Genomic DNA, 23,262 nt, shown 5'->3' on the forward strand with positions numbered 1-23,262 from the left:
ATCAAAAAAGAAAATTCATCCATTTTTATTCGTATTTTTATTCTTTTACTGTCAGATGTTCATCTGTTGTAGCACTACCGGTTTCTCCAATGCTATATGCACTTTCTGTACCGGTATGTACTGCTTTAGGTTCCATTTTGCGATAACGAGCCATACCCGTACCTGCTGGAATCGTCTTCCCGATGATAACATTCTCTTTCAGACCTAATAGAGAATCCTTCTTACCACGAAGAGCAGCATCTGTTAGTACACGAGTGGTTTCCTGGAACGAAGCAGCAGACAAGAAGCTATTCGTTTCCAAGGAAGCTTTTGTAATACCTAACAGTACAGGACGTGCCGTTGCAGGAACTTCACCAGCTTTAATACTGGAAGCATTCTGGTTAGTAAAGTCAGCAATATCCAATAAAGTACCTGGAAGGATTTCTGTAGAGCCTGGGTCCATAATACGCACTTTACGAAGCATTTGGCGAACCATTACTTCAATATGCTTGTCTCCAATTTCTACCCCTTGCATACGGTATACTTTTTGTACTTCACGTAATAAGTAGGTTTCAACCGACAACACATCGCGAACACGTAACAGTTCTTTTGGATTGATAGATCCTTCTGTTAGTGGATCTCCACGATGTACAAAGTCACCTTCTTCAACTTTCATACGACCCGTATACGGTACATTATAAGTACGTGTATCTGTTACCCCTTTAACGGTAACTTCTTTGGAACGCTCTGCTGCATTTTCATCAATCGAAATTACTTCACCAGTAACTTCGGTAATGATTGCTTGTCCTTTCGGATTACGAGCTTCAAATATTTCTTGAATACGAGGAAGTCCTTGTGTAATATCATCACCAGCAACTCCACCAGTATGGAAGGTACGCATCGTCAACTGAGTTCCGGGTTCACCGATGGATTGGGCAGCAATTGTTCCTACTGCTTCTCCAACTTCTACTTCGTTTCCAGTTGCCAAGTTCATACCATAACAATGCTTACATACGCCATGTTTGGTGTTACAAGTAAAGACAGAACGAATGGTAAGTTCTTCAATTCCAGCGTCAATAATTCTCTTCGAAATATCTTCTGTAATTAAATCATTAAATTCTGCAATCAGTTCACCAGTTTCTGGATGAACGATTGTTTTCTGTACGTAACGTCCAAGTAGACGCTCTTCTAACGTTTCAATTACTTCGTTTCCTTCACGAATCGAACTAATAATCAAACCACGATCTGATCCACAATCATCCTCACGAACAATTACGTCTTGAGCTACGTCAACTAAACGGCGAGTCAAGTAACCAGAGTCAGCTGTTTTCAGAGCAGTATCGGTCATTCCTTTACGAGCTCCGTGAGTGGAGGAGAACATTTCTAAGACAGTTAATCCTTCACGGAAATTCGAAATAACTGGAAGTTCCATGATTTTCCCACTTGGAGAAGCCATCAAACCACGCATACCTGCTAACTGAGTAAAGTTAGAGATATTACCACGAGCTCCGGAATCACTCATCATATAAATTGGGTTTTCTTGGTCCAATGTAAGCATCAATTCTTTTTGAATTTCATCTTTCGCTTGGTTCCAAGTATTGATTACACTGTTATAACGCTCATCATCTGAAATTAAACCACGACGGAACTGTTTTGTAATTCCTTCGACTTGTGTATGAGCTTTATCAATAATAACCTCTTTAGATTGTAATACCAAAATATCTGCAATCCCTACTGTAATACCTGAACGAGTTGAGATATGGTAACCCAAATCTTTCATAAGGTCCAACATTCTAGAAGTTTCTGTAACATGGAACTTCTTGAACACAGCAGCAATGATGTTACCTAGATTTTTCTTCTTAAATGGTCCTACAATTTCTTGGTTTTCGATAAATGCTCTCACATCTGTTCCTGGCTCCACAAAGAAGCGATCAGGAGTAGCTTCGTCCAAGTTTTCTTGTGTTGGTTCATTCAAGTATGGGAATTCATCCGGCATAATTTCATTAAAGAGAACTTTCCCTACTGTTGTAACTAACAAGGAATTTTTTTGGTTTTCTTTCCAAGGTTTCTTAGGTAATGAGCTTGTATTTAGTGCAATACGAGTGTGTAAGTGTACATAGCCATTTTGATAAGCCATTTCCACTTCCTCAGGCGTAGAGAAACTCATACCTTCTCCCATTTTTCCTTTTTCTTCCATGGTTAAGTAATAGTTACCCAAGACCATATCTTGAGATGGTGTTACAACTGGTTTACCATCTTTCGGATTCAAAATGTTTTGTGCAGCCAACATCAATAAGCGAGCTTCTGCTTGCGCTTCTTCACTTAAAGGAACATGGACAGCCATTTGGTCTCCATCAAAGTCGGCATTATAAGCTTCACATACCAATGGATGTAATCTGATTGCTTTTCCTTCTACTAATACGGGTTCAAAGGCTTGGATACCCAATCTATGAAGCGTAGGTGCTCGGTTTAGCAAAACAGGGTGTTCACGAATGACATCTTCAAGTACATCCCAAACATCTTCATCCATTCGATCAATTTTACGTTTCGCATTTTTGATATTTCCAGCTAAATCACGTTGAACTAATTCCTTCATCAAAAATGGTTTAAATAGTTCTAATGCCATTTCTTTAGGAAGTCCACATTGGTACATCTTCAAGGAAGGTCCTACTACGATAACGGAACGACCGGAATAGTCAACCCGTTTACCCAGTAAGTTCTGACGGAAACGTCCTTGTTTTCCTTTCAGCATATGGGATAAAGATTTCAACGGACGATTACCAGGTCCGGTAACAGGGCGTCCACGACGACCGTTATCAATTAGAGCATCCACTGCTTCTTGCAGCATCCGCTTTTCATTTTGAACAATGATATTCGGTGCATTTAAATCTAATAAACGTTTCAAACGATTATTACGGTTAATAACACGACGATAAAGATCATTCAAATCACTTGTTGCAAAACGTCCACCCTCTAATTGAACCATTGGACGTAAATCTGGTGGGATAATTGGAACAACGTCCATAACCATCCACTCTGGTTTGTTTCCTGAAGTACGGAATGCATCCAAGATATCTAAACGACGGATTGCACGTGTACGTTTTTGTCCGGTTGCAGTTTTCAAAGCTTCTTTTAATTCAGCACATTCTTCTTCTAGCTCCACACGGTTAAGCAACTGTCTGACAGCGTCTGCTCCCATTGCTGCATGGAAACTTTTTCCGTATTGTGCACGTTTTTCACGGTATTCATTTTCTGTCAGTAATTGTTTTGATTCCAGAGTAGTGTCTCCTGGTTCAATCACAACATAGCTAGCAAAATAAATGACTTCTTCCAATGCACGTGGACTCATATCTAATACAAGACCCATACGACTTGGAATCCCTTTGAAATACCACACGTGAGTAACAGGTGCAGCTAATTCAATGTGTCCCATACGTTCACGACGAACTTTAGAACGGGTAACTTCTACACCACAACGATCACAAACAATTCCTTTGTAGCGAATACCATTGTATTTTCCACAAGAACATTTCCAATCTTTTTGAGGTCCAAAAATTCGTTCACAGAATAAACCTTCTTTTTCTGGTTTCAATGTCCGATAGTTAATGGTTTCTGGTTTTTTTACTTCTCCATAGGACCAGCTACGGATTTTATCAGATGAAGCCAGAGAAATTTGCATTTGATCAAAATTATTTACATCTATCAAGGGGCTTACCTCCCTTTTATTGTCGAGCTGCCCAATATGCTCTTCAACTTTTCATCTTCATCACAAAGCGAATGTAGGAGAAGGATTAAGGGTTGCCCACTCATCCTTCTTCTATACCCACAAATTACTATTCTTTATTTTTCATCGATTCGGTTTGTTTATTCAAGCGTTCGAAGTTTACTACCTCATCTTCTTCATCCATATCTCGCAATTCGATCTCTTGATCTTGTGCATCGAGAACCTTCATATCTAGACCCAAAGCTTGCAGCTCTTTCACTAATACACGGAAAGATTCTGGCACACCTGGACGAGGAATTGGTTCACCCTTCACAATTGCTTCGTATGTTTTCACACGACCGACTACATCATCGGATTTGTATGTCAAGATTTCTTGTAATGTATAGGCAGCTCCATAAGCTTCTAGAGCCCACACTTCCATTTCCCCGAAACGTTGTCCACCGAATTGTGCTTTTCCTCCAAGTGGTTGTTGGGTAACAAGAGAGTACGGTCCAGTAGAACGAGCATGCAGCTTGTCATCTACCATGTGGGAGAGTTTCAAGTAATACATAATTCCTACTGAAATACGATTGTCGAAAGGTTCACCAGAACGTCCATCATAAAGGACTGTCTTAGCGTCTTTCGCCATTCCAGCTTCTGCAACCGTTCCCCATACGTCTTCTTCATTCGCTCCATCAAATACTGGTGTTGCGATATAAATTCCGAGTTCACGAGCAGCCATACCTAGATGTAATTCTAGTACTTGTCCAATATTCATACGGGATGGAACCCCTAAAGGATTCAACATGATATCAATTGGAGTACCATCTGGCAGATAAGGCATATCCTCTTCCGGCATAATACGGGATACTACCCCTTTATTTCCGTGACGACCAGCCATCTTATCGCCTTCGTTAATTTTACGTTTTTGAACAATATACACTCGTACTAATAAATTCACTCCTGGAGAAAGTTCATCTCCTGCTTCACGAGTAAACATTTTCACATCATGAACAATTCCTCCGCCACCGTGTGGTACACGTAAGGAAGTATCACGAACTTCACGAGCTTTTTCTCCGAAAATAGCATGTAAGAGACGTTCTTCTGCGGAAAGTTCTGTCACACCTTTAGGAGTAACTTTACCAACCAAAATATCTCCATCTTTTACTTCAGCACCCACACGGATGATTCCTCTGTCATCTAGATCTTTCAAAGCATCTTCTCCGACGTTTGGAATTTCACGAGTAATTTCTTCAGGTCCTAATTTAGTATCACGAGCTTCTGATTCATATTCTTCAATATGAATCGACGTATAAACATCATCTTTTACAAGACGTTCGTTCATAATAACCGCATCTTCATAGTTGTACCCTTCCCAAGTCATAAAGGCAACCAGGATATTTTGACCTAAAGCCAATTCTCCTTTTTCCATAGATGGGCCATCTGCTAGAGTATCTCCTACTTCAGCATGGTCACCAACATTAACGATTGGACGTTGGTTGTAACAAGTACCTGAGTTTGATCGTTGGAATTTAGTAAGAGCATATTTATCTAATGTGCCATCTTCTTGACGAATGCGGATTTGATCAGCATCCACATACTCTACTATACCTTCGTTTGCGCATAGAAGTGCTGCTCCTGAGTCATGAGCGGCTTTGTATTCCATACCTGTACCGATTAGTGGAGCTTGTGGATTAATCAATGGAACGGCTTGACGCTGCATGTTTGCACCCATCAAAGCACGGTTGGAGTCATCATTTTCTAAGAAAGGAATACATGCTGTCGCTACAGCAACTACTTGCTTAGGTGATACATCCATATAATCCACACGATTAATAGAAACTTCTAGGTTGTCATGTATGTAACGAGCCATTACAATATCGTTCGCAAAGCTTCCATCTTCATTTAGAACGGAGTTTGCTTGAGCAACCACAAAATTATCTTCTTCATCAGCAGTCAAGTAATCAATTTTATCGGTTACTTTATGTGTGTTCCAGTCTACGCGTCTATAAGGAGTTTCAATGAAACCATACTCATTTATTTTCGCATAACTAGATAAACTGTTAATTAGACCAATGTTAGGTCCTTCAGGTGTCTCAATTGGACACATTCGGCCATAGTGAGAGTAGTGAACGTCACGAACTTCATATCCGGCACGATCACGAGTTAAACCACCAGGTCCTAATGCAGATAGACGACGTTTATGAGTTAACTCACCCAATGGGTTTGTTTGGTCCATAAACTGTGATAACTGAGAACTACCAAAGAATTCTTTAATAGAAGCGACAACCGGGCGAATGTTAATCAATTGTTGTGGTGTAATTGTAGAAACATCTTGAATAGACATTCTTTCACGTACAACACGTTCCATACGGGATAAACCAATACGGAATTGATTTTGCAATAATTCACCAACAGAGCGGATTCGACGATTTCCTAAATGGTCGATATCATCGGTGTTGCCTAGTCCTTCATATAGATTCAAGAAGTAATTGATTGCTGAAAAGACGTCAGCAGTCGTTAAGTGTTTAATTTCAGAATCTACATTTGAATTCCCAATAATATTAACTTCTTTTTCAGGATTAACTTTAGAATATACTTTAACAACTTGAACATGAACCGGATCAGCTACTACACCGTCTTCAGATGGCTCTAAAATAACTTCGTTCAAACCATTATCTAAGTATGGTGCTAATTTATCCATCACATTGCGGTCCAACTCTGTTCCTTTTTCAGCAAGTACTTCACCCGTTTCAGGATCAACAAGTGTTTCTGCTAAAATTTGATTATAAAGACGGACTTTCATATTCAATTTCTTATTTAATTTGTAACGACCTACTGGTGCTAAGTCATATCTTCTTGGATCGAAGAAACGAGCATATAGTAGGTTACGAGAACTTTCAGCTGTTTTCGGCTCACCTGGACGCAGTCTTTCATAAACATCTTTCAATGCTTCTTCTGCTCTAGAATCGGATGAATTTTTATGTACATCTTTTTCCATTGTCAATTTCAAGCTATCGTTATCACCAAAAATCTCTAAGATTTGATCGTCTGAACCAAAGCCCAATGCACGAATCAAAACAGTCAAAGGAATTTTTCTTGTGCGGTCAATTCTCACATAAGAGATATCTTTCGCATCTGTTTCATACTCCATCCATGCTCCTCGGTTCGGAATCATGGTATTACCAAAACTTTCTTTTCCGTTTTTATCTACCTTATTGTGGTAGTAAACACCTGGAGAACGTACGAGTTGAGATACGATCACTCGTTCTGCTCCGTTGATAATGAAAGTTCCCATATCCGTCATCAAAGGGAAATCCCCAAAGAATACTTCTTGGTCTTTAATCTCGCCGGTTTCTTTATTAAAAAGACGCAGTTTTACATAAATAGGTGCGGAGTAGTTAGCATCGTGCTGACGTGCTTCAGCAACTGTGTATTTGGCCTCTTGCAATTCGTAATCTAAAAATTCTAGTGCCAAGTTTCCTGTGTGATCTTCAATTGGAGAAAGATCCGCAAGCATTTCCTTTAGTCCTGTTTCCAAGAACCATTTATAGGAATCGATTTGAAGCTCGATCAGGTTAGGAAGTTCCAAAACTTCACTGATACGTGAATAGCTTCTGCGGGTCCGTTGTTTCCCATATTTTACATTGTGTCCTAACAACTTCTTCACCCCTCATAATTGTTATACAATAGACATTTCTAAATATTACATTCATGTTACAATTGTTAAGAAAAGGTAACAAATCGTTTTTTTACCTGTTTTTTGGCAAAAAAAAACCAAAAGATCTCTGTAATTTCTTGAAAAATCACTCTGTCTTTTGTATTTGTCTAGGAATATTGATTGGACAATATTTCAATCACATTCCTTATCTATCTATTGTATCTACAGTACTATATATATTACATCTTTAAATTCGATAAGTCAATAGAAATCATCATTCTTTTATGCTTCGGATAATCCAATACCCTTTATCTTTTATAACTACTTCTACATTGCCAAATATTTCTTCCATTTTTTCTCAGCACTTGGAGCGCCTTGCTTCTTCTGGATCACAGTTGTAAGTGTTCCATTTTCACCAAGATGATCATAAGCTTCACTAAGAATTTGATGAACCGTCTGTTTCCCAGCACGGATTGGCGGATTCGTTACAATTGCTGCATAACGTTTTTCCTTGGCTATATTCTCATATATAGAGGAAAGAAATATTCTAACATTTGAAATACGATTAGCTTTTGCATTTCGTTTAGCTAAGTCTAGTGCACGTTGATTCACATCCACCATTTCAACCGTTTGTTCTGGAAAAGCCGCTGCAAGCGAAATTCCGATTGGGCCATACCCACATCCCATATCTAATATATCACCAGTAATTCCTTTAGGCATTTCAAAGGTTTCAATCAAAAGACGCGAGCCAAAGTCCACTGTGTTTTTTGAAAAGACACCTGAATCAGCAGTAAAGCGAAACTCTTTATCACGGAGATGAAAATCCCACGTTTGCTCATCACTTTTTGTAGAGGGTTTTCCTGTAAAATAATGTTCGGTCATCCTACTCTCTTCCCTTCTTCACATTTTAATAAAATGAATAGGAAAGGCTGGAACAAATGTCCCAGCCTTTCCTATTCATTATTTTAAATGTAGAATTATTTCAATTCTACAGATGCGCCTACTTCTTCCAATTTCTCTTTCAAAGCGTCTGCATCTTCTTTAGATAGATCTTCTTTAACTGCTGCAGGTGCACTGTCAACTAATGCTTTAGCTTCTTTCAAGCCAAGACCAGTTGCTTCACGTACTGCTTTGATAACTTTAATCTTAGAATCTCCAGCTGCTACCAATTGAACAGTAAACTCTGTCTGTTCTTCTTCTGCTGCTACTCCAGCTCCGCCAGCTGCTGCTACAGGTGCAGCTGCAGTTACGCCAAATTCTTCTTCGATAGCTTTTACAAGGTCGTTCAATTCTAGTACTGATGCTTCTTTAACGTCAGCGATAATTTGTTCAATATTCAATGCCATTATATGTTCCTCCGTTTTTATATGTTTTTTTGTGGGAGTTCATGCCGCAAAGCAGACCCCCGTCAACTTGTTAGACAAATTGAAATTATGCAGCTTCACCTTTTTGTTCGGATACAGCTTTAATAGCCAACGCAACGTTGCGCACTGGTGCTTGCAATACTGAAAGCAACATAGATAGTAATCCATCTCGGTTTGGTAGAGTTGCAAGTGCTTCAACTTCTTCTTTTGAAGCAACTTTCCCTTCAATTACGCCGCCTTTGATTTCTAGCTTGCTAGCAGTTTTTGCAAATTCAGCAATAATTTTTGCTGGAGCAACCACTTCCTCTGTACTAAATGCTACAGCGGTAGGTCCTTTGAACATATCGTCCATTCCTTCAAGACCTGCAGCAACAGCAGCACGAGAAATTACAGAGTTTTTCAACACTTTAATTTCTATACCAGCATCACGCAATTGTTTTCTTAATTCTGTAACTTCTAAAACAGTAAGTCCTAGATAGTCTACAACGACAACAGCAGCAGATTCTTGCAATTTTGCAGTGGCAATTTCTACTAATTCTTGTTTCTTAGCAATAGCAGCTTCGCTCATCTTATCTTTCACCTCCAAAAATTTTGAATAGAATTTTCTGTTTTAAAAAACAAAAAACTCTATGTCACCTAGACATAGAGGATCCGTTCGTTCATCAACTGGATTCTTCCTCGGCAGGTTATTAAGACTTGCGTCCCCTGCTGTCTTCGGTAAGACATATATTAACCTAGATGATTATAACAGTACTAATCATCTAGGTCAACTTTATTTTTATATTGTACTTGGGTCTACTTTAACACCAGGACCAAATGTAGTTGTTACACTTAGGTTTTTGATGTATTGGCCTTTAGAAGTTGCTGGTTTCACACGCATAATCGTTTCTTGAATTGTGCGGAAATTTTCCATCAACTTTTCATTTTCAAAAGATACTTTTCCGATTGGAACATGAATGTTTCCAGCTTTATCAGCACGGTAGGTAACTTTACCTGCTTTAATTTCTTCAACCGCTTTTGTTACATCCATAGTAACGGTTCCGGTTTTAGGGTTAGGCATCAAGCCTTTAGGTCCTAGAACACGTCCCAAACGTCCTACTTCTCCCATCATATCAGGGGTAGCAACAACAACGTCAAAATCAAACCAGCCGCCTTGGATTTTTTGAGCTAATTCTGCATCGCCCACATAGTCTGCACCTGCAGCCTCTGCTTCTTTAGCTTTTTCGCCTTTAGCAAATACCAAAACAGTTTGTGTTTTACCAGTACCGTTCGGCAGTACAACTGCTCCGCGGATTTGTTGATCATTTTTACGAGTGTCGATTCCTAAACGGTAAGCAACTTCAATAGTTGCATCAAATTTAGCATAATCAATTTCTTTTACCAACGCTACAGCTTCTTCAGCAGTGTATGCTTTAAGAGCTTCTACTTTTTCTACCGCAGCTAGGTATTGTTTAGTTTTTTTAGCCATAATTTTTCCTCCTTGATTGTGGTTTTAACGGATTTACCTCCCACTTGCAGCCCTTCTCTTTTACAAGAGTAATTGATTTCAAATCCCTTTAAAATCATTGTGCTGTGTGAGAAGCTGCCAACTTCATTAGTCTTTAACGGTGATACCCATTGAGCGGGCAGTACCTTCGACCATACGCATAGCAGCTTCTACGTCTGCTGCATTCAAGTCTTGCATTTTTGTTTCAGCAATTTCTTTTACTTGTTCACTAGTTACTGAACCTACAGTTTTTTTGTTAGGTTCTCCGGATGCTTTATCCAAACCAGCAGCTTTTTTCAATAAAACTGGCGCTGGAGGAGTTTTAGTAATGAATGTGAAAGAACGATCTTCATATACACTGATTACTACTGGAATAATCATACCATTTTGGTCTTGTGTACGAGCATTGAATTCTTTACAGAATCCCATGATGTTAACTTGTGCTTGACCTAAAGCTGGACCTACTGGCGGCGCAGGAGATGCTTTACCTGCAGGAATTTGCAATTTTACAACTTTTACAACTTTTTTAGCCACGAGACATACCTCCTTGATTGTTCGTGATGTGGTTTAATGGGGTTAAGATTTCCCCTCCCACTCCCTTACGTGCGTTCAAACGCACTGATATATTCTATCAGACTTCTTTAGATAACGCAAGAATATATTATTTTTTATTTTTCATAAAAATAAGGAACTCCTTATGGAGGCTAGTTTATTTTTAAATTTTATTAGGCTTTATCTACTTGTTCATATTCTAATTCAGCTACTGTTTCGCGTCCAAACATTTCGATTAACACTTTCAACTTGCCTTTTTCACTATCGACTTCCTCTACTACACCAGACAAGCCATCAAAAGCTCCTTCTGTAATCGTAACTGGTTCGCCCTTTTCAAATTCGATTTCACGGACTTTCGTGCTCATTCCCATCCGTTTCAAAATCACATCTATTTCTTCTTGCATCAACGGAGCAGGCTTGCTTCCAGCACCATGCGAACCAACGAATCCTGTAACTCCTGGTGTATTTCGTACAATATACCAAGCTTCATCGGACATATTCATTTCAACTAAGACATATCCTGGAAAAGTTTTTTGTATTTTTACTTTTTCTTTTCCATCTTTCATTTCTACTTCTTCCTCTTCGGGAACAACTACACGAAAAATATGGTCTCCCATGTTCATGCTTTGTGCACGGGACTCGATATTCATTCTTACTTTATTTTCATATCCAGAATATGTGTGCAAAACGTACCACTGTTTTTCAAATTCTACTGTTTCCATTTTTTCACTTCTCTCTTTTTCTTCTATTTCTTTCATTTCTTAATTCTTCATTTTTCAGTATATAAAAAAACCTTTCGATGAGGAAAGGTTTTTCTTTGCGTGTTTATTATACCAAAACAGATGACATTTTACCATATCCCCCGTTACTTATCAGAGAATAAACAGATTTAATAATTCGCTAACACCAAAGTCCACTACTGCAAAAAATACGGAGAATAAAAAGACCGTCACAACTACTGTACTAATGTATTTCGTCAATTCCTTACCAGTAGGCCAGGTAACTTGTTTCATTTCATCGACTACACTTTTCAAAAACTTCATAAAGCACCTCTTTCTTGCTTTCTTTGTCTCATCATTTCGTTTCTTTGTGTAAAGTATGTTTTCCGCAATATTTACAGAATTTTTTTACTTCTAAACGTGTCGTGCGACCTTTTTCACTAGGTGTAATGGTGTAGTTTCTTGATCCACATATTGTGCATGCTAGTGCAGCTCTTTTTTGTACCATTGTCGCTCACCTCTCTCTTTAATTTAAAAATATATACCCCTTTAATAGTAGATGGTCCTGCCTTTGTTGTCAATATAACTTTTACAATCCTTAAAAAATAATTCCTAAAATTAAAAGAATGATCTGTAAGGAGTGGATGATTACTAAGTTTTTGATTGCCAAACTAAACGTAGTTGCTTTCTCTTGTACTGCTGAAAAACGTTTAATATTTCTTTGTACAATTGGGAAAGTAAGCCAAACCGCAATCATCCAAATCGGTGATACTCGCAAAAGAACTGCTAAGGTTATGGAAAAGTAAGCTACATAATAAAGAATCGCATACAACTTTATGGCAGCTGTTTTCCCAATATAATAAGTCAACGTATAGCGATGATTGCTTATATCCGTCTCTAAGTCACATAAATTATTCGAAAGCATAATATTAGCAATCGTACAGACGATCGGTATGGATTGTAAAAAAACAATTAATACCGTTTGGATATTACCCGTCAATGTAAACATCGGCCAAGATAATTGAAAACCGGCTAATTGACCAACAGGAACATTTACAAATACAGCTATAAAGAAAATACCAAATCCCATTGTTAAACCAGAAAGAACTTCTCCTAGGGGCATGCGTGAAATAGGAAAAGGACCAAACGTATAAAAAATACCTATCAAGAAACAAATAATCCCCATTACTAAGAGCAATAAATTGGTTCGATACGTTAACAGAAGACCTAATAAGCTCGCAGTTCCTATCATTGCGATAATTAATAGGGTAACTTTCTTTACAGATAAGTTTGCTTTCCCTAATATGTTTTCTTGTTGCTGATAGGTTATATTTTTAGCCTTTACGTAATCCATTGTATTATTAATTGCTGTTGTTGCCATATCAAATATAATCATAGCTAAGAAAAATAAAACGGTGTTTATTAATTGGAACGATTGGAAATAATAACCTGCATACAAAACCCCTAATATAAAAGGAAAAAAACTGGCTACTTTCGTTCTTATTTCAACCAACTCTAAAAAGACAGCTGTACTCATACACTCCTCCTCTATTCTTCTATCAATGTATATTTTTTACTCGTTAATTCAAAATTATCTTTCAATCCATCTGAAAGGTAGATATCTTTGTCTTTCGAAATGAAAACAGCTTCCACACCATCGCGCTGATTTACATATTCTAATCCAGCTTCTAATCCTAATCCAAAAACAAGTGTGGATAGAGCATCTCCATCGACAGATTTTTCGGAAATAATAGAGATTCCTGCTATTTCATTTTCAAAAGGATACCCCACATCAGGATCCATTAAGTGATGATATAGTTTTCCGTCGACCTCTAAATAGCGTTCATAAATCCCCGAAGTAACAATGGATTGATTCGTTTGTTTCGTGGAACCAATACTTTCTCCTCTATTCCCTAGTGGGTCTTGAACGCCTACATTCCAGAATTCTCCATCCCGACTAGGAGATCCTCCCATTACGAATACATTTCCACCTAAGTCGATAATGGCAGTTGTTACTCCTTCTTCTTCAAAAAGCTCGTGTATTTCATCTGCCATATAGCCTTTTGCAATCGCTCCTAGATCTAACATCATTCCTTCTTTTTTTAGAAAGACACTGTGCTCTTTATCATTCAATTCTACACTTTTGTAATCAACCAATTTAAGTGCTTCATCAATTTCTACTTGTTCTGGTTTTCTAGCATCATCGAAACCAATCCGCCATAAATCAGTGATGGGACCAATGGCATAATCAAATTCTCCTTTGGATTCTGCCGTATAGTCTGCTGCATACTTAACTAGATCATATATATCCTCAGAAAGAACAACTGAATTTTCTCCCGCAGCTTTATTAACCGCGGTGATTTCTGACTCTTGGGTTTCTCCAGACAATCTATCTGCTAAATCTTTGACACGATTAAACCCTTTTTCTAACACCGCTTCTTTCTCTTCATCATAAATACGTAAGGTAACATACGTTCCCATCAAAAATTCGGTGTCTTCATAGGGCTGTTGTAGAAGTGTTTGATTAGAATCATTACTTCCACAAGCAGAAAAAAAGATAAGGATTAGAGTCAGAACTCCTACCAAACTCAGCTTCTTTTTTTGACTCTTCATTCTGTTCACTCCAATCAGAAAAAGGCAGGAACGAAAACAATGTCCCTACCTTCTAATTATTTAGCTATTTATGTTTAAATCGATTCGCTATGATTAGTTGTCGATTTCGATTGTTTCAGTATTTCCTTCTTTAGCTGCATCAATTAATTGTTGTGCATACTCTTTGAAAGAATCAGATGAATGTGTTGCACCTGTTACAACTTCTACTTCAGAAGGATCTTGCTTATCAACCAACTGGTCATTTAATTCTGGGAAGTATTCTTTTGGACCTACTCCAACTTTTTCAGCCATTGCTTCTTGGTAACCTTCATCTTCAGATTTCTTGTTGCCATCTTTGTCTAAGTTTTCGTAGTTAGATTCAGTAATCATACCGTCTGTAACTGTGATTGTGAAGTCAGTTTTCCAACCATTTTCGTCAAGGTTTTTCTCAACTAATTTATAAGTTCCATCTTGCAATTCACCTTCTGCAACTGTTGAAGATTCAACCATAGAAGACGTTACTGCTGTTGAGCTAGTTGTGTCTGCATCATTATCAGCGTTTCCACCACATGCTGCTAGTACAAGAGTAGAAGCCAATGCTAATGTTACGCCAGTGATTTTTTTATTCATTTTCAAAGATATTACCACCTTTTTTATGTTATTTTTTATGAAATTTCGATCCTCCAGACAAAAATTTCACAATTGAATTACAAGGATATCGTACCATTATTACATTCATTATTCAATAAAAATCATATAGTTTATGAAATACTTCATTAACTTTTAATAAATCATATGAAAAAAAGCGGAAAAACTTATTAAACAGTCAATAGTCTCTATTTATTATTTGTTCAGTAATGCGCGAGAGTATCTTTTTGTTTGGATTTTCAGGTAACTTTTCAATTTTTTGTAATGCTTTTTTAGTGTATTTCAAAGCTAAGTCCTGGGCTTTTTTTAAGCCACCAGAAGCCACAACGATTTGCAGAACCGTCGCTGCTTCTTCATCTGTTATCTTTTCTTTTTTTAATAAAAAAGGTTCTAACTCAGACCGGTTTGTTTGTAACGCAAAAAGCAAGGGAGCTGTATAAATTCCATTTCGTAAATCTTGTAAAGCGGGTTTGCCTATTTTTGTTTCATCTGTTGAGTAGTCAAGGGTGTCATCAATAATTTGGAATGCCATCCCAATGTGATCTCCTATTTGAAATGCTTGTTGGGCAAATTTTTCAGAATCTTCTGTTTGGTAGGCACCTGAATAGCAACTCAGAGCAAATAATTGAGCTGTTTTTCCTTTGATCTGGTTTAGGTAGTCTCTCATTCTCATTTTTGTATTGTATCTTCTGGACATTTGATCCAATTCTCCGATGAGGATATTTTCAATTCCCTTTATATCAAGCTGTAAAACGGAAGCCTCTTGTGCATACTTTTGCAACAAACGGAAACAAACTGTAAATAAGTAATCTCCTGTATAAATAGCAACACGATTATTATACGAAGAATTGAGCGTTTCTTGTCCTCGACGTGTATTCGATTCATCAATTACATCATCGTGCACTAGCGTTGCCATATGGAGTACTTCCAAAGCTGCGGCTACTGCTTGGGCTTTTTTTGCATCTCGAGAAGAAGAAAAATTTGAAAAAAGAATACTGTAAGCAGGACGGAGAAATTTTCCACCTGAAAAAAGCAATTTTTTGATTTTTTCTTGTACTTCTGGATTTTTGATTGTAATATTCTCTTCAATTAGTAAAGCAATTGCATCTAATTCCTTTTGTAAGGAAGGATAATCATCCCACAAGGGGTGAACACTCATTTTTTCACTCTCCTTCTTTCATTATAATCTTTTTAAGAGATGATATCGACACCATCAGTTTGATTGTCAACCGGTCCATCTGAAACTACTTCTACTAAAACTCGATGTGGCAAACACAAAATTGTATCTCCTGCATTTCTAATAGAATTCATCTGAACACAAACTTGGTCTCGACAACTTGCTTCTTGGATTTCTATAGACGTACCAGTACGTACAATCAAGTTTTCATGACCATGATCATCGTGATAGAGAAATGATTCCGTTTTCCCATCGTCTTCTAAGTTAAACGTTTTTAACGTCTCGCCGTCTACCTGCACGATTGCTTGTAAATGAGTGTCATCTGCATGTGCCTGTTTATAACTAAAAATTCCTAGTGGTAAGAATGAGCTAATCATCAATAGCATTACAATGATGATGTCGCCCTTACGAATCATCTTCATATATTTCTTCATCTCTTCGGCATCGTTTTCGTCTAACGCTTTTTAAACGATTTGCCTTCTCCCCTTTCTGAGAGAATCTTCATTCACTTATTTTGACTATATTGTACTGAAAAAAAAGAGGTTCAGGCAAGTCTCCTCACCTTTACCTCCTTATCAACTATTAAATCATATTGTTCATTACATTATTTGTCTGGTCCAACCTCGTAAATAGACTTAATATCTCCATACCACCATTTTCCAAGTTTCTTTTGAATCCATGGAATAGCATAGTAGTCTAGCCCAAACGCACGACCTGATCCATTCATTAAGGATAACGCAACTGGGAAGAACCACATGTTTACCCAATAAAACATTCCAGATAAAATAAAGGAAATCGTTAAGGCGATAGTAGCGGCATTCGCTAGCCAAGTGAACAGTCCAACGATAATCGCTAGACCAATTAATAATTCAACAATAGTCATGAATTTTTGGAAGAATAGAGCAACTTCCACGTTTGGAATCATTACTTTCATAATACTTTCAAACCAAGCTGGAGCACTCTTTAGTACCATCATTGGCTCTTCTCCATAAGCGTAGTTCAAACTAAATACTGGTGTACCAACAACTTCTGCTACTTCCGTTGCACCTGTTGTTGGATCTTCTAACCAAGAGAAAGGCAAGACAACGGTACTTCCAAACCACGACGTCGTATCGAAAAGTCCGAACATTTTCTTAATTGCTTCCCAAGCCCACACACTTCCGAAGAAAAGGCGCAAAGGTAAGCTCCACAATATATTTCCCAGACGCGATAAGTGTCCACCAAAAATATTTCGACCATCCTTGATAAAGAAGAATTCGTGTCGAATATATTCAACCATATAATATACAGAACCAATTGATAAGAAGTAGAATAAATTAATCAAGTGTTTGACTGCCATTGCAACAAAGCCGCTTAGATGAATTTTGTCTAGCAAATAAGCTACTCCATAACGCGAACCAATTGAAATCATAAACCCTTGATAGTTACTCTTATGAGGAACCTTTTCTTTTCCTTCAATTTTAGCAATAATATTATTAGCAGCAGTATGGCCTGTTTGTTCTGCATTTTGTACGATTTGAGGAACCGGACGATTATCTTTATCTGGTTCTTCGTAGAAAACAATGTCTCCAGCCAAATAAACATCTTCTGCGCCTTGTGCTTCCATGTACTGGTTGGCCACCAAACGGCCCGCACGGCCTTTTTCAATTCCATAATTTTCTGTATCTGTATTAGCTTTTACACCAGCAGTCCAAATTAAAGTATGAGTAGGAATGACCGTTCCATCATTCAATTCAACGGATTCTTTGTTAACCTGACTTACTCCGTTGCCTTTAATAATGTTTACTCCATTTTTCTTCATATATTTTTCTGCTTTGGAAGCTTCTATCTCTGTTACGACTCCTAAAATTTCTGGAGCAGCTTCAACCAAGTACAAACTAAATTCATTTATATCTAATTTATTGTCCTTTGCTAAACGCTCCTGCCATTCCATCAAATCCCCAGCTAGCTCGACTCCTGTAAATCCAGCTCCGGAAACAACAGCGGTAAGCATCGCTTTGCGTTTTTCCACATCATGTTCATTTGAAGCAGCTTCTACAGTGTCCTTGATATGACGACGGATTGTGTTTGCATCTTCCCATGACCACATGGTGAATCCATTTTCATCAACACCAGGTACATTAAAGGTGTTTGGCTCGCCACCCATTGCTAAGATTAAATGGTCGTAGTTGAACTTTGTTTTTACTGTTTCAATAACTTTTTTGTCATGGTCTAAATGGACAACTTCGTCAGTTACGATGTCTACATTTTTATTGTGATTAAATAAACGCTGTAAATCAAATTGAATAGCATCTGGTTCCACACGTCCTGCAGCAACCTCGTGTAATTCTGTCATATATGTTTGATAAGAGTGTCGATCAATCAATGTGATTTTGACATCTTTATTTTTTTAAGCTTTTTAGATAATTTTTTTGTAGCGGCTACTCCAGCAAACCCAGCACCAATTACAACAATATTTATTTCTGCCATTTTCATACTCCTTTATATACATTCTTTTTGAAAAATCATTTTGAAGATTATAAGTCCAAGCTATATTTTGTATTATTATGAACAAGCAAAGATAAATAAACACTCTAATAGTATAAAACATTTGTGAATATATGTCCATGTAATCTTCGTAGAAAGCATTGATTTTAAACGGTTTCTTATTGTAGCGCTTACATAAAGTGAGTGTTTTTATCAAAAAATAGAGTACCCTTTATAGGTACTCTATCCTTTATTTATTCCCACTCATCCATCAAACTAGCTTCATACCATGCTTGGGTCAGTTTATTCGTTTTTGCTTCTTCCCTTTGAAATTGACGAATCGTCACTACATGATCCATCAAGTAGTTTGCAGCAATTCCTACTGCAATACCTGAAAAGATACCTGTAAAAGCTAAAATTGGAAGATAGAGCATGACACTGAAAGACTGAGCAATTGTACTGGCTACAACAAGCTGTCCTACATTATGTAAAATACCACCCGTTGCACTGATTCCAATTAAACTCACTCTTTTGGGTCCTAACCTGCGTACTGAAATCATCCCAAAGTAACTTAAGAATGCTCCCGCAAAACTATACATAAAAGTAGATAGAGTTCCACCTAAGAAGGTCGAGACAATCAGTCGCATCCACACTACTTTAAAACTATCCTTGTGAGGTAAGGTGAAAATAGCCAAAATGGTTACCATATTCGCTAAGCCCAGTTTAGCACCTGGCGCAAAGGCAAACGGAAAAGGAATCGATCTTTCCAATAAAGTAATCACTACTCCTTGTGCCGCTAATAAAGATATATATAATAATTTCCTATTTTTTCTCATCATATTAACCCTTTGCTATCTGCTGTTTCTTTTAAAACGACCACAGCGATTTGAATTCCTGATTCCTAGTGTATCATATTTGTCGATAGAGCAGAACGAAAAAGAGACAGTGTTTTTAAGTATTCTTTATCCCTTCTTCAAAACAGCAAAAAAGCAAGAATCTTTATGAATGATTCTTGCTTTTGAGTATTTATCCTGAATAACCTAGATAAAATTCTTACTGCAACATTTTCTTCATTTTCAGACGGCACCGATCATATGCATGTCGCACTTGGGCCAAACTGCAATCAACTTTTTCAGCAATCACAGTAAAATCTTCTCCTCTTAAAAAATGATAGAACACTTCTTTTTCTAAAGCAGAAAGAGTGTCAATATATCCTGAAGTAGACTCACGAACTTGAATAATGTTCTCAGGAGTTACAATATCTTTAACTCCTGTAAATGGAAAGGCCTTCGCGTGAGTATAATTTTTTTCTGTAATTAAATCATAAGAAATAGAAGATTTATCACTCACCCGTTTAAGTGCTCCCTCTTTACGAATAAGACTGTATATACGATGCTGTAGCATTAATTTATAGTAACCTGCAAATCCTAATCCTCTCTCCCTATCAAAAGAATGGATTGCACGATGTAAAACAATTCTCGACTCTTGATAGAAGTCTTCCTCTTCCAAGGAACGTATATCATATAAATTATTTAATTTCCTTACTAAAGGAATGAATCTCATGAACAGTGGTTCGAAGTAGAACACTTCTCCTTTTTTTATTTCCATAACCATTTCCTCAATAGTGCAATCGTTTTCATTTTTTATTTCAGTCATAATAAATCCCCCCAGGATATTATATACCTCAATTTTTCTTTGATACTTTCGCCAAATAACCTTGAAGCAATTCCATCTGTTCTTGGCTCCAAGTACCACGTCTTCTTTGTGTTTCATCTTTAAATCGGCGACTTTCTTGCTCTAAAGCACGGCGTGAACGCATAATCTCTTTATCGAGTTCATTTGCGGACATCCGTTGGGCTCCTTTAGCAAATACCAGTTGCTGTTCCGCCAAATCACTCGTTGCAACGGTTACTTCTGTCAGCACATTCTGCAGTTTTTCTACGACACCTTCTATATAAGTATCAGCCGTTTCTCCCTGTGAGGTAAAAACGACCTTTACTTTATATTTGGTATATTCTTTTGTAATACCCGGTACAAATTGAGCGTCAAAAACCACCCAAATTTCTTTTCCTTCAAAGGTTTGATAGTCAGATAAAATTTGCAGAAGTAAATCACGGGCCTCATCAATGAGATCACGGTTCTTCAATTTTGTTAGTTCTGACCAAGCACCTATCATATTATACCCATCCACAATCAAAATCTCTTTTTTCTTCATGATCTCACCTCCACCCTTATTTTTAAACTCTTCTTTTTCGCAAAACTTCGTACATCATCAAACCAGCAGCTACACCAGCATTTAAACTTTGGACCGTTCCAACCATCGGAATGGTTAACAGGCCATCTGCTGATTCTTTTAATAATCGGGAAATCCCTTTTCCTTCATTACCAATAATCAACGCCAACGGTAAGGTTGCATCCCATTCAGCATAATCTTGCCCCTTCATATCCGTTGCATAAATCCAAACGCCTTTTTCTTTCAGATCTGTGATTGTTTGACTCAAGTTTGTAACGCGTACTACTGGAACGTGTTCAATGGCACCGGTAGAAGCTTTCGCTACTGTTCCAGTTAAGCCAACTGCGCGACGTTTGGGAATGATGATCCCATGACAGCCACTTGCATCTGCAGTTCGTAAAATAGATCCAAGATTATGTGGATCTTCTATTCCATCTAAAATTAAGAAAAAAGGATCTTCTCCTTTTTCTTTTGCAACTTCAAATAAGTCATTCAAAGTAGCATATTGATAGGCAGCCGTCGCCACCATGACTCCTTGGTGAACTCCATTATCTGATAATAAATCTAATTTTGCTTTCGGTACATTTTGAATCTGAATCCGACGTTCTTTTGCAGCCTCAAGAATTTCACCAATTTTACCGCCGCCGATTCCTTCTTGAAGAAATAGCTTATTGATATCTCGATCTGACTTCAAAGTTTCTAAAACCGCATGCTTTCCAATTACAAAGTCATCTTTTTGTTCTGGTCTATCGATTTCTTCTCTTTGTTTAGGTTTTCGTTGCTCAGATTCTCTTGGTTTGTAGTCTCGTTTTGATTCATTTTTTCTTGGTTTGTTCTTATTATTTTTCATAATCCTTCTTCCTCCACTGTAGCCATACACCAGTGAACTATTTCTTCCAGGCGTTCTCGTTGTTTGGATAGATGTAGATATCCCATCATCGCTTCAAAGCCAGTTGATATACGGTATGTAGTCACATCTGCGTTTTTTGCAGTTGTGTGACTTTTTGCATTTCTTCCTCTTTTATAGATTAACAACTCTTCTTCAGTTAGAAATTCTTCTTTTCTCAACATCTTTTGCATCAATACCGCTTGAGCTTTAGCTGAAACGTAGTAGGTTGCTTTGCGATGGAGGTCATTGGGCTTCGTAAACCCTTTTTTTAAAAGATGTTCCCGAATAAATACTTCATAGGCTGCATCCCCAATATAAGCAAGGGCTAACCCGTTTAATAGTGACCAATTTTTGTCATCTGTCATACTTTTCTCCACCTAGTTCCTTGCGGCGTGTCATCCAAAATAATACCTTGTTCTTTTAAGAAATCACGGATCTCATCACTTCGCATAAAGTTTTTATCTTTACGTGCTTGATTGCGTTCATCAATCAAAGCTTGGATGTCACTCTCCAGAATATCTTCCGTCTCCATTAAGGTAATTCCAAAAACACCCATAAGATTTTCCAAAATTCCCATTGCTTCTTCCAGAACAGTCCGAGAAACGGTTTCTCTTTCGGTATATAAATTGAGTTCTTTGATAAATTGATAGATGACACTCATGGCATTATCTGCTTGAAAATCATCATCCATTTCTTTTCGAAACTGGATTTCTAGTTCTTCAAAAACCTGTAAGTCTCTTCCATCTATCTCTAAGGAAGAATCTGCATCCGTTTGACGGTATTCAGCATTTTGAAAGGCCGTCTTGATTCGATCTAAATTAATACTTGCTTCATCGACTGCTTGTTTACTAAATTTGATTGGGCGACGATAATGAGCTGTAGCTAAGAAGAAACGAAGGACTTGCGGATCAACTTGTTTCAAAATATCATGAACGAGTACAAAATTCCCTAATGATTTACTCATTTTTTCACTGGACTCACCCATCGTTACGAATCCATTATGCATCCAGTAATGTGCAAATGGCTCTCCTGTCTTAGCCTCACTTTGAGCAATCTCATTTTCATGGTGTGGGAAAGTCAAATCATGACCCCCTCCATGAATATCAATTGTATCTCCCAAATATTTTGTAGCCATCACAGAACATTCAATATGCCAACCGGGACGACCATTGCCCCACGGTGATTCCCAAGAAATCTCTTCTTCTTTAGCTTCTTTCCAAAGAGCAAAGTCCAAAGGGTTTTCCTTTTTGACATTTTCAGATTCTTCTAGCCGTTCACTAGCACCTACCCATAAGTCTTTGATGGACTGATCGCTCAGTTTTCCATAATTTTCGAATTTTTCTGTGCGGTAATAAACATCTCCATCTGACGCATACGCATATCCTTTATGAATCAAAACCTCAATAAAAGAAATGATATCGGGAATGTTTTCCATTACACGCGGATGCAAGGTAGCCTTCTTTACTCCTAATGCATCTGTATCTTCATGGAATGCCTCGATAAATTTATCTGCAACTTCTTGAGGAGAAAGCTTCATTTCTTTAGCTGTCCGGATAATCTTATCATCCACATCCGTAAAGTTAGAAACATAGTTCACTTCATATCTACGGTATTCAAAATACCGTCTAACCGTATCGAAAGCAACGGTACTTCTAGAATTTCCGATGTGAATATAGTTGTATACGGTTGGTCCGCAAACGTACATCTTCACCTTACCTTCTTCAATTGGCTTAAAGACTTCTTTTTCACGAGTTAGAGTGTTATAAATCCGAATCATCCTTCGCTCCTTTCTG

At 37.7% G+C, this 23,262-nt stretch carries 20 protein-coding genes, 2 pseudogenes and 1 other annotated feature; all 22 genes and pseudogenes read right to left on the reverse strand.

What is annotated here, in order from left to right; genetic code table 11:
• Window positions 1–37: 37 nt before the first annotated feature.
• On the reverse strand, window positions 38–3,685 hold the full coding sequence (gene rpoC / locus LZ578_RS00635) for a DNA-directed RNA polymerase subunit beta' (protein ID WP_235145484.1): 3,648 nt from the start codon (window positions 3,683–3,685) through the stop codon (window positions 38–40).
• A gap of 127 nt (window positions 3,686–3,812) precedes the next feature.
• Complete coding sequence (rpoB, locus tag LZ578_RS00640; protein ID WP_235145485.1) at window positions 3,813–7,343, reverse strand: DNA-directed RNA polymerase subunit beta; 3,531 nt, start codon at window positions 7,341–7,343, stop codon at window positions 3,813–3,815.
• Between the two features lie 274 nt (window positions 7,344–7,617).
• Window positions 7,618–8,225: pseudogene (locus LZ578_RS00645) on the reverse strand (class I SAM-dependent methyltransferase).
• 95 nt (window positions 8,226–8,320) lie between these two features.
• On the reverse strand, window positions 8,321–8,689 hold the full coding sequence (gene rplL / locus LZ578_RS00650; protein WP_235145486.1) for a 50S ribosomal protein L7/L12: 369 nt from the start codon (window positions 8,687–8,689) through the stop codon (window positions 8,321–8,323).
• A gap of 85 nt (window positions 8,690–8,774) precedes the next feature.
• The gene (gene rplJ / locus LZ578_RS00655; protein ID WP_235145487.1) at window positions 8,775–9,275 is read right to left on the reverse strand and encodes a 50S ribosomal protein L10; all 501 of its coding nucleotides are present in this window, start codon (window positions 9,273–9,275) and stop codon (window positions 8,775–8,777) included.
• A gap of 41 nt (window positions 9,276–9,316) precedes the next feature.
• Window positions 9,317–9,443, reverse strand: a sequence feature (ribosomal protein L10 leader region).
• Window positions 9,444–9,485: 42 nt separating this feature from the next.
• Window positions 9,486–10,175, reverse strand: coding sequence for a 50S ribosomal protein L1 (gene rplA / locus LZ578_RS00660; RefSeq protein ID WP_235145488.1), 690 nt, complete (start codon window positions 10,173–10,175; stop codon window positions 9,486–9,488).
• Between the two features lie 126 nt (window positions 10,176–10,301).
• Window positions 10,302–10,727 (reverse strand): 50S ribosomal protein L11, encoded by a 426-nt coding sequence (rplK, locus tag LZ578_RS00665; RefSeq protein WP_235145489.1) that lies wholly within the window; start codon window positions 10,725–10,727, stop codon window positions 10,302–10,304.
• A gap of 191 nt (window positions 10,728–10,918) precedes the next feature.
• On the reverse strand, window positions 10,919–11,467 hold the full coding sequence (gene nusG / locus LZ578_RS00670) for a transcription termination/antitermination protein NusG (RefSeq protein ID WP_235146368.1): 549 nt from the start codon (window positions 11,465–11,467) through the stop codon (window positions 10,919–10,921).
• A 150-nt stretch (window positions 11,468–11,617) separates the two neighbouring features.
• Entirely contained in the window at window positions 11,618–11,788 is a 171-nt protein-coding gene (gene secE, locus LZ578_RS00675) for a preprotein translocase subunit SecE (protein ID WP_235145490.1), read from the reverse strand.
• Window positions 11,789–11,819: 31 nt separating this feature from the next.
• Complete coding sequence (rpmG, locus tag LZ578_RS00680; protein ID WP_235145491.1) at window positions 11,820–11,972, reverse strand: 50S ribosomal protein L33; 153 nt, start codon at window positions 11,970–11,972, stop codon at window positions 11,820–11,822.
• Window positions 11,973–12,062: 90 nt separating this feature from the next.
• Window positions 12,063–13,001 (reverse strand): 1,4-dihydroxy-2-naphthoate polyprenyltransferase, encoded by a 939-nt coding sequence (menA, locus tag LZ578_RS00685; RefSeq protein ID WP_235145492.1) that lies wholly within the window; start codon window positions 12,999–13,001, stop codon window positions 12,063–12,065.
• Window positions 13,002–13,012: 11 nt separating this feature from the next.
• Window positions 13,013–14,077: an FAD:protein FMN transferase gene (locus LZ578_RS00690; RefSeq protein WP_235145493.1), complete on the reverse strand. Its 1,065-nt coding sequence runs from the start codon at window positions 14,075–14,077 to the stop codon at window positions 13,013–13,015.
• Between the two features lie 93 nt (window positions 14,078–14,170).
• Window positions 14,171–14,686 carry an FMN-binding protein gene (locus LZ578_RS00695; protein ID WP_235146369.1) on the reverse strand — a complete coding sequence of 172 codons (516 nt, stop codon included), beginning with the start codon at window positions 14,684–14,686 and terminating at the stop codon, window positions 14,171–14,173.
• A gap of 196 nt (window positions 14,687–14,882) precedes the next feature.
• The gene (locus LZ578_RS00700) at window positions 14,883–15,863 is read right to left on the reverse strand and encodes a polyprenyl synthetase family protein (protein ID WP_235145494.1); all 981 of its coding nucleotides are present in this window, start codon (window positions 15,861–15,863) and stop codon (window positions 14,883–14,885) included.
• A gap of 32 nt (window positions 15,864–15,895) precedes the next feature.
• The gene (locus LZ578_RS00705) at window positions 15,896–16,315 is read right to left on the reverse strand and encodes a NusG domain II-containing protein (protein WP_235145495.1); all 420 of its coding nucleotides are present in this window, start codon (window positions 16,313–16,315) and stop codon (window positions 15,896–15,898) included.
• A 170-nt stretch (window positions 16,316–16,485) separates the two neighbouring features.
• Window positions 16,486–18,350: pseudogene (locus LZ578_RS00710) on the reverse strand (FAD-dependent oxidoreductase).
• A 251-nt stretch (window positions 18,351–18,601) separates the two neighbouring features.
• On the reverse strand, window positions 18,602–19,183 hold the full coding sequence (locus LZ578_RS00715; protein WP_235146370.1) for a Gx transporter family protein: 582 nt from the start codon (window positions 19,181–19,183) through the stop codon (window positions 18,602–18,604).
• 217 nt (window positions 19,184–19,400) lie between these two features.
• A complete protein-coding gene (locus LZ578_RS00720) occupies window positions 19,401–20,003 on the reverse strand; it encodes a sigma-70 family RNA polymerase sigma factor (RefSeq protein WP_235145496.1) in 603 nt (200 codons plus the stop codon).
• 28 nt (window positions 20,004–20,031) lie between these two features.
• Window positions 20,032–20,562, reverse strand: a complete 531-nt coding sequence (locus tag LZ578_RS00725; protein ID WP_235145497.1) for an NYN domain-containing protein — start codon at window positions 20,560–20,562, stop codon at window positions 20,032–20,034.
• A gap of 22 nt (window positions 20,563–20,584) precedes the next feature.
• Window positions 20,585–21,430: a 23S rRNA (guanosine(2251)-2'-O)-methyltransferase RlmB gene (gene rlmB / locus LZ578_RS00730; RefSeq protein ID WP_235145498.1), complete on the reverse strand. Its 846-nt coding sequence runs from the start codon at window positions 21,428–21,430 to the stop codon at window positions 20,585–20,587.
• Window positions 21,427–21,834, reverse strand: coding sequence for a Mini-ribonuclease 3 (locus tag LZ578_RS00735; RefSeq protein ID WP_235145499.1), 408 nt, complete (start codon window positions 21,832–21,834; stop codon window positions 21,427–21,429). Before LZ578_RS00735 ends, rlmB begins: the two co-directional genes overlap by 4 nt.
• Window positions 21,831–23,246 carry a cysteine--tRNA ligase gene (gene cysS / locus LZ578_RS00740; protein WP_235145500.1) on the reverse strand — a complete coding sequence of 472 codons (1,416 nt, stop codon included), beginning with the start codon at window positions 23,244–23,246 and terminating at the stop codon, window positions 21,831–21,833. The genes LZ578_RS00735 and cysS overlap by 4 nt, the downstream gene beginning before the upstream one ends.
• Between the last annotated feature and the right edge of the window lie 16 nt (window positions 23,247–23,262).

Source organism: Jeotgalibaca sp. MA1X17-3 (assembly GCF_021513155.1).
Classification (GTDB): Bacteria; Bacillota; Bacilli; order Lactobacillales; family Aerococcaceae; genus Jeotgalibaca.

Excerpts from the sequence above, each read along its gene's own strand:
- rplL (WP_235145486.1), bottom strand. The coding sequence starts at position 8,689 with ATGGCATTGAATATTGAACAAATTATCGCTGACGTTAAAGAAGCATCA.
- rplJ (WP_235145487.1), bottom strand. The coding sequence starts at position 9,275 with ATGAGCGAAGCTGCTATTGCTAAGAAACAAGAATTAGTAGAAATTGCC.
- rplA (WP_235145488.1), bottom strand. The coding sequence starts at position 10,175 with ATGGCTAAAAAAACTAAACAATACCTAGCTGCGGTAGAAAAAGTAGAA.
- nusG (WP_235146368.1), bottom strand. The coding sequence starts at position 11,467 with ATGGAAACAGTAGAATTTGAAAAACAGTGGTACGTTTTGCACACATAT.
- secE (WP_235145490.1), bottom strand. The coding sequence starts at position 11,788 with ATGAAGTTTTTGAAAAGTGTAGTCGATGAAATGAAACAAGTTACCTGG.
- rpmG (WP_235145491.1), bottom strand. The coding sequence starts at position 11,972 with ATGGTACAAAAAAGAGCTGCACTAGCATGCACAATATGTGGATCAAGA.
- menA (WP_235145492.1), bottom strand. The coding sequence starts at position 13,001 with ATGAGTACAGCTGTCTTTTTAGAGTTGGTTGAAATAAGAACGAAAGTA.
- LZ578_RS00690 (WP_235145493.1), bottom strand. The coding sequence starts at position 14,077 with ATGAAGAGTCAAAAAAAGAAGCTGAGTTTGGTAGGAGTTCTGACTCTA.
- LZ578_RS00695 (WP_235146369.1), bottom strand. The coding sequence starts at position 14,686 with ATGAATAAAAAAATCACTGGCGTAACATTAGCATTGGCTTCTACTCTT.
- LZ578_RS00700 (WP_235145494.1), bottom strand. The coding sequence starts at position 15,863 with ATGAGTGTTCACCCCTTGTGGGATGATTATCCTTCCTTACAAAAGGAA.
- LZ578_RS00705 (WP_235145495.1), bottom strand. The coding sequence starts at position 16,315 with ATGAAGAAATATATGAAGATGATTCGTAAGGGCGACATCATCATTGTA.
- LZ578_RS00715 (WP_235146370.1), bottom strand. The coding sequence starts at position 19,183 with ATGAGAAAAAATAGGAAATTATTATATATATCTTTATTAGCGGCACAA.
- LZ578_RS00720 (WP_235145496.1), bottom strand. The coding sequence starts at position 20,003 with ATGACTGAAATAAAAAATGAAAACGATTGCACTATTGAGGAAATGGTT.
- LZ578_RS00725 (WP_235145497.1), bottom strand. The coding sequence starts at position 20,562 with ATGAAGAAAAAAGAGATTTTGATTGTGGATGGGTATAATATGATAGGT.
- rlmB (WP_235145498.1), bottom strand. The coding sequence starts at position 21,430 with ATGAAAAATAATAAGAACAAACCAAGAAAAAATGAATCAAAACGAGAC.
- LZ578_RS00735 (WP_235145499.1), bottom strand. The coding sequence starts at position 21,834 with ATGACAGATGACAAAAATTGGTCACTATTAAACGGGTTAGCCCTTGCT.
- cysS (WP_235145500.1), bottom strand. The coding sequence starts at position 23,246 with ATGATTCGGATTTATAACACTCTAACTCGTGAAAAAGAAGTCTTTAAG.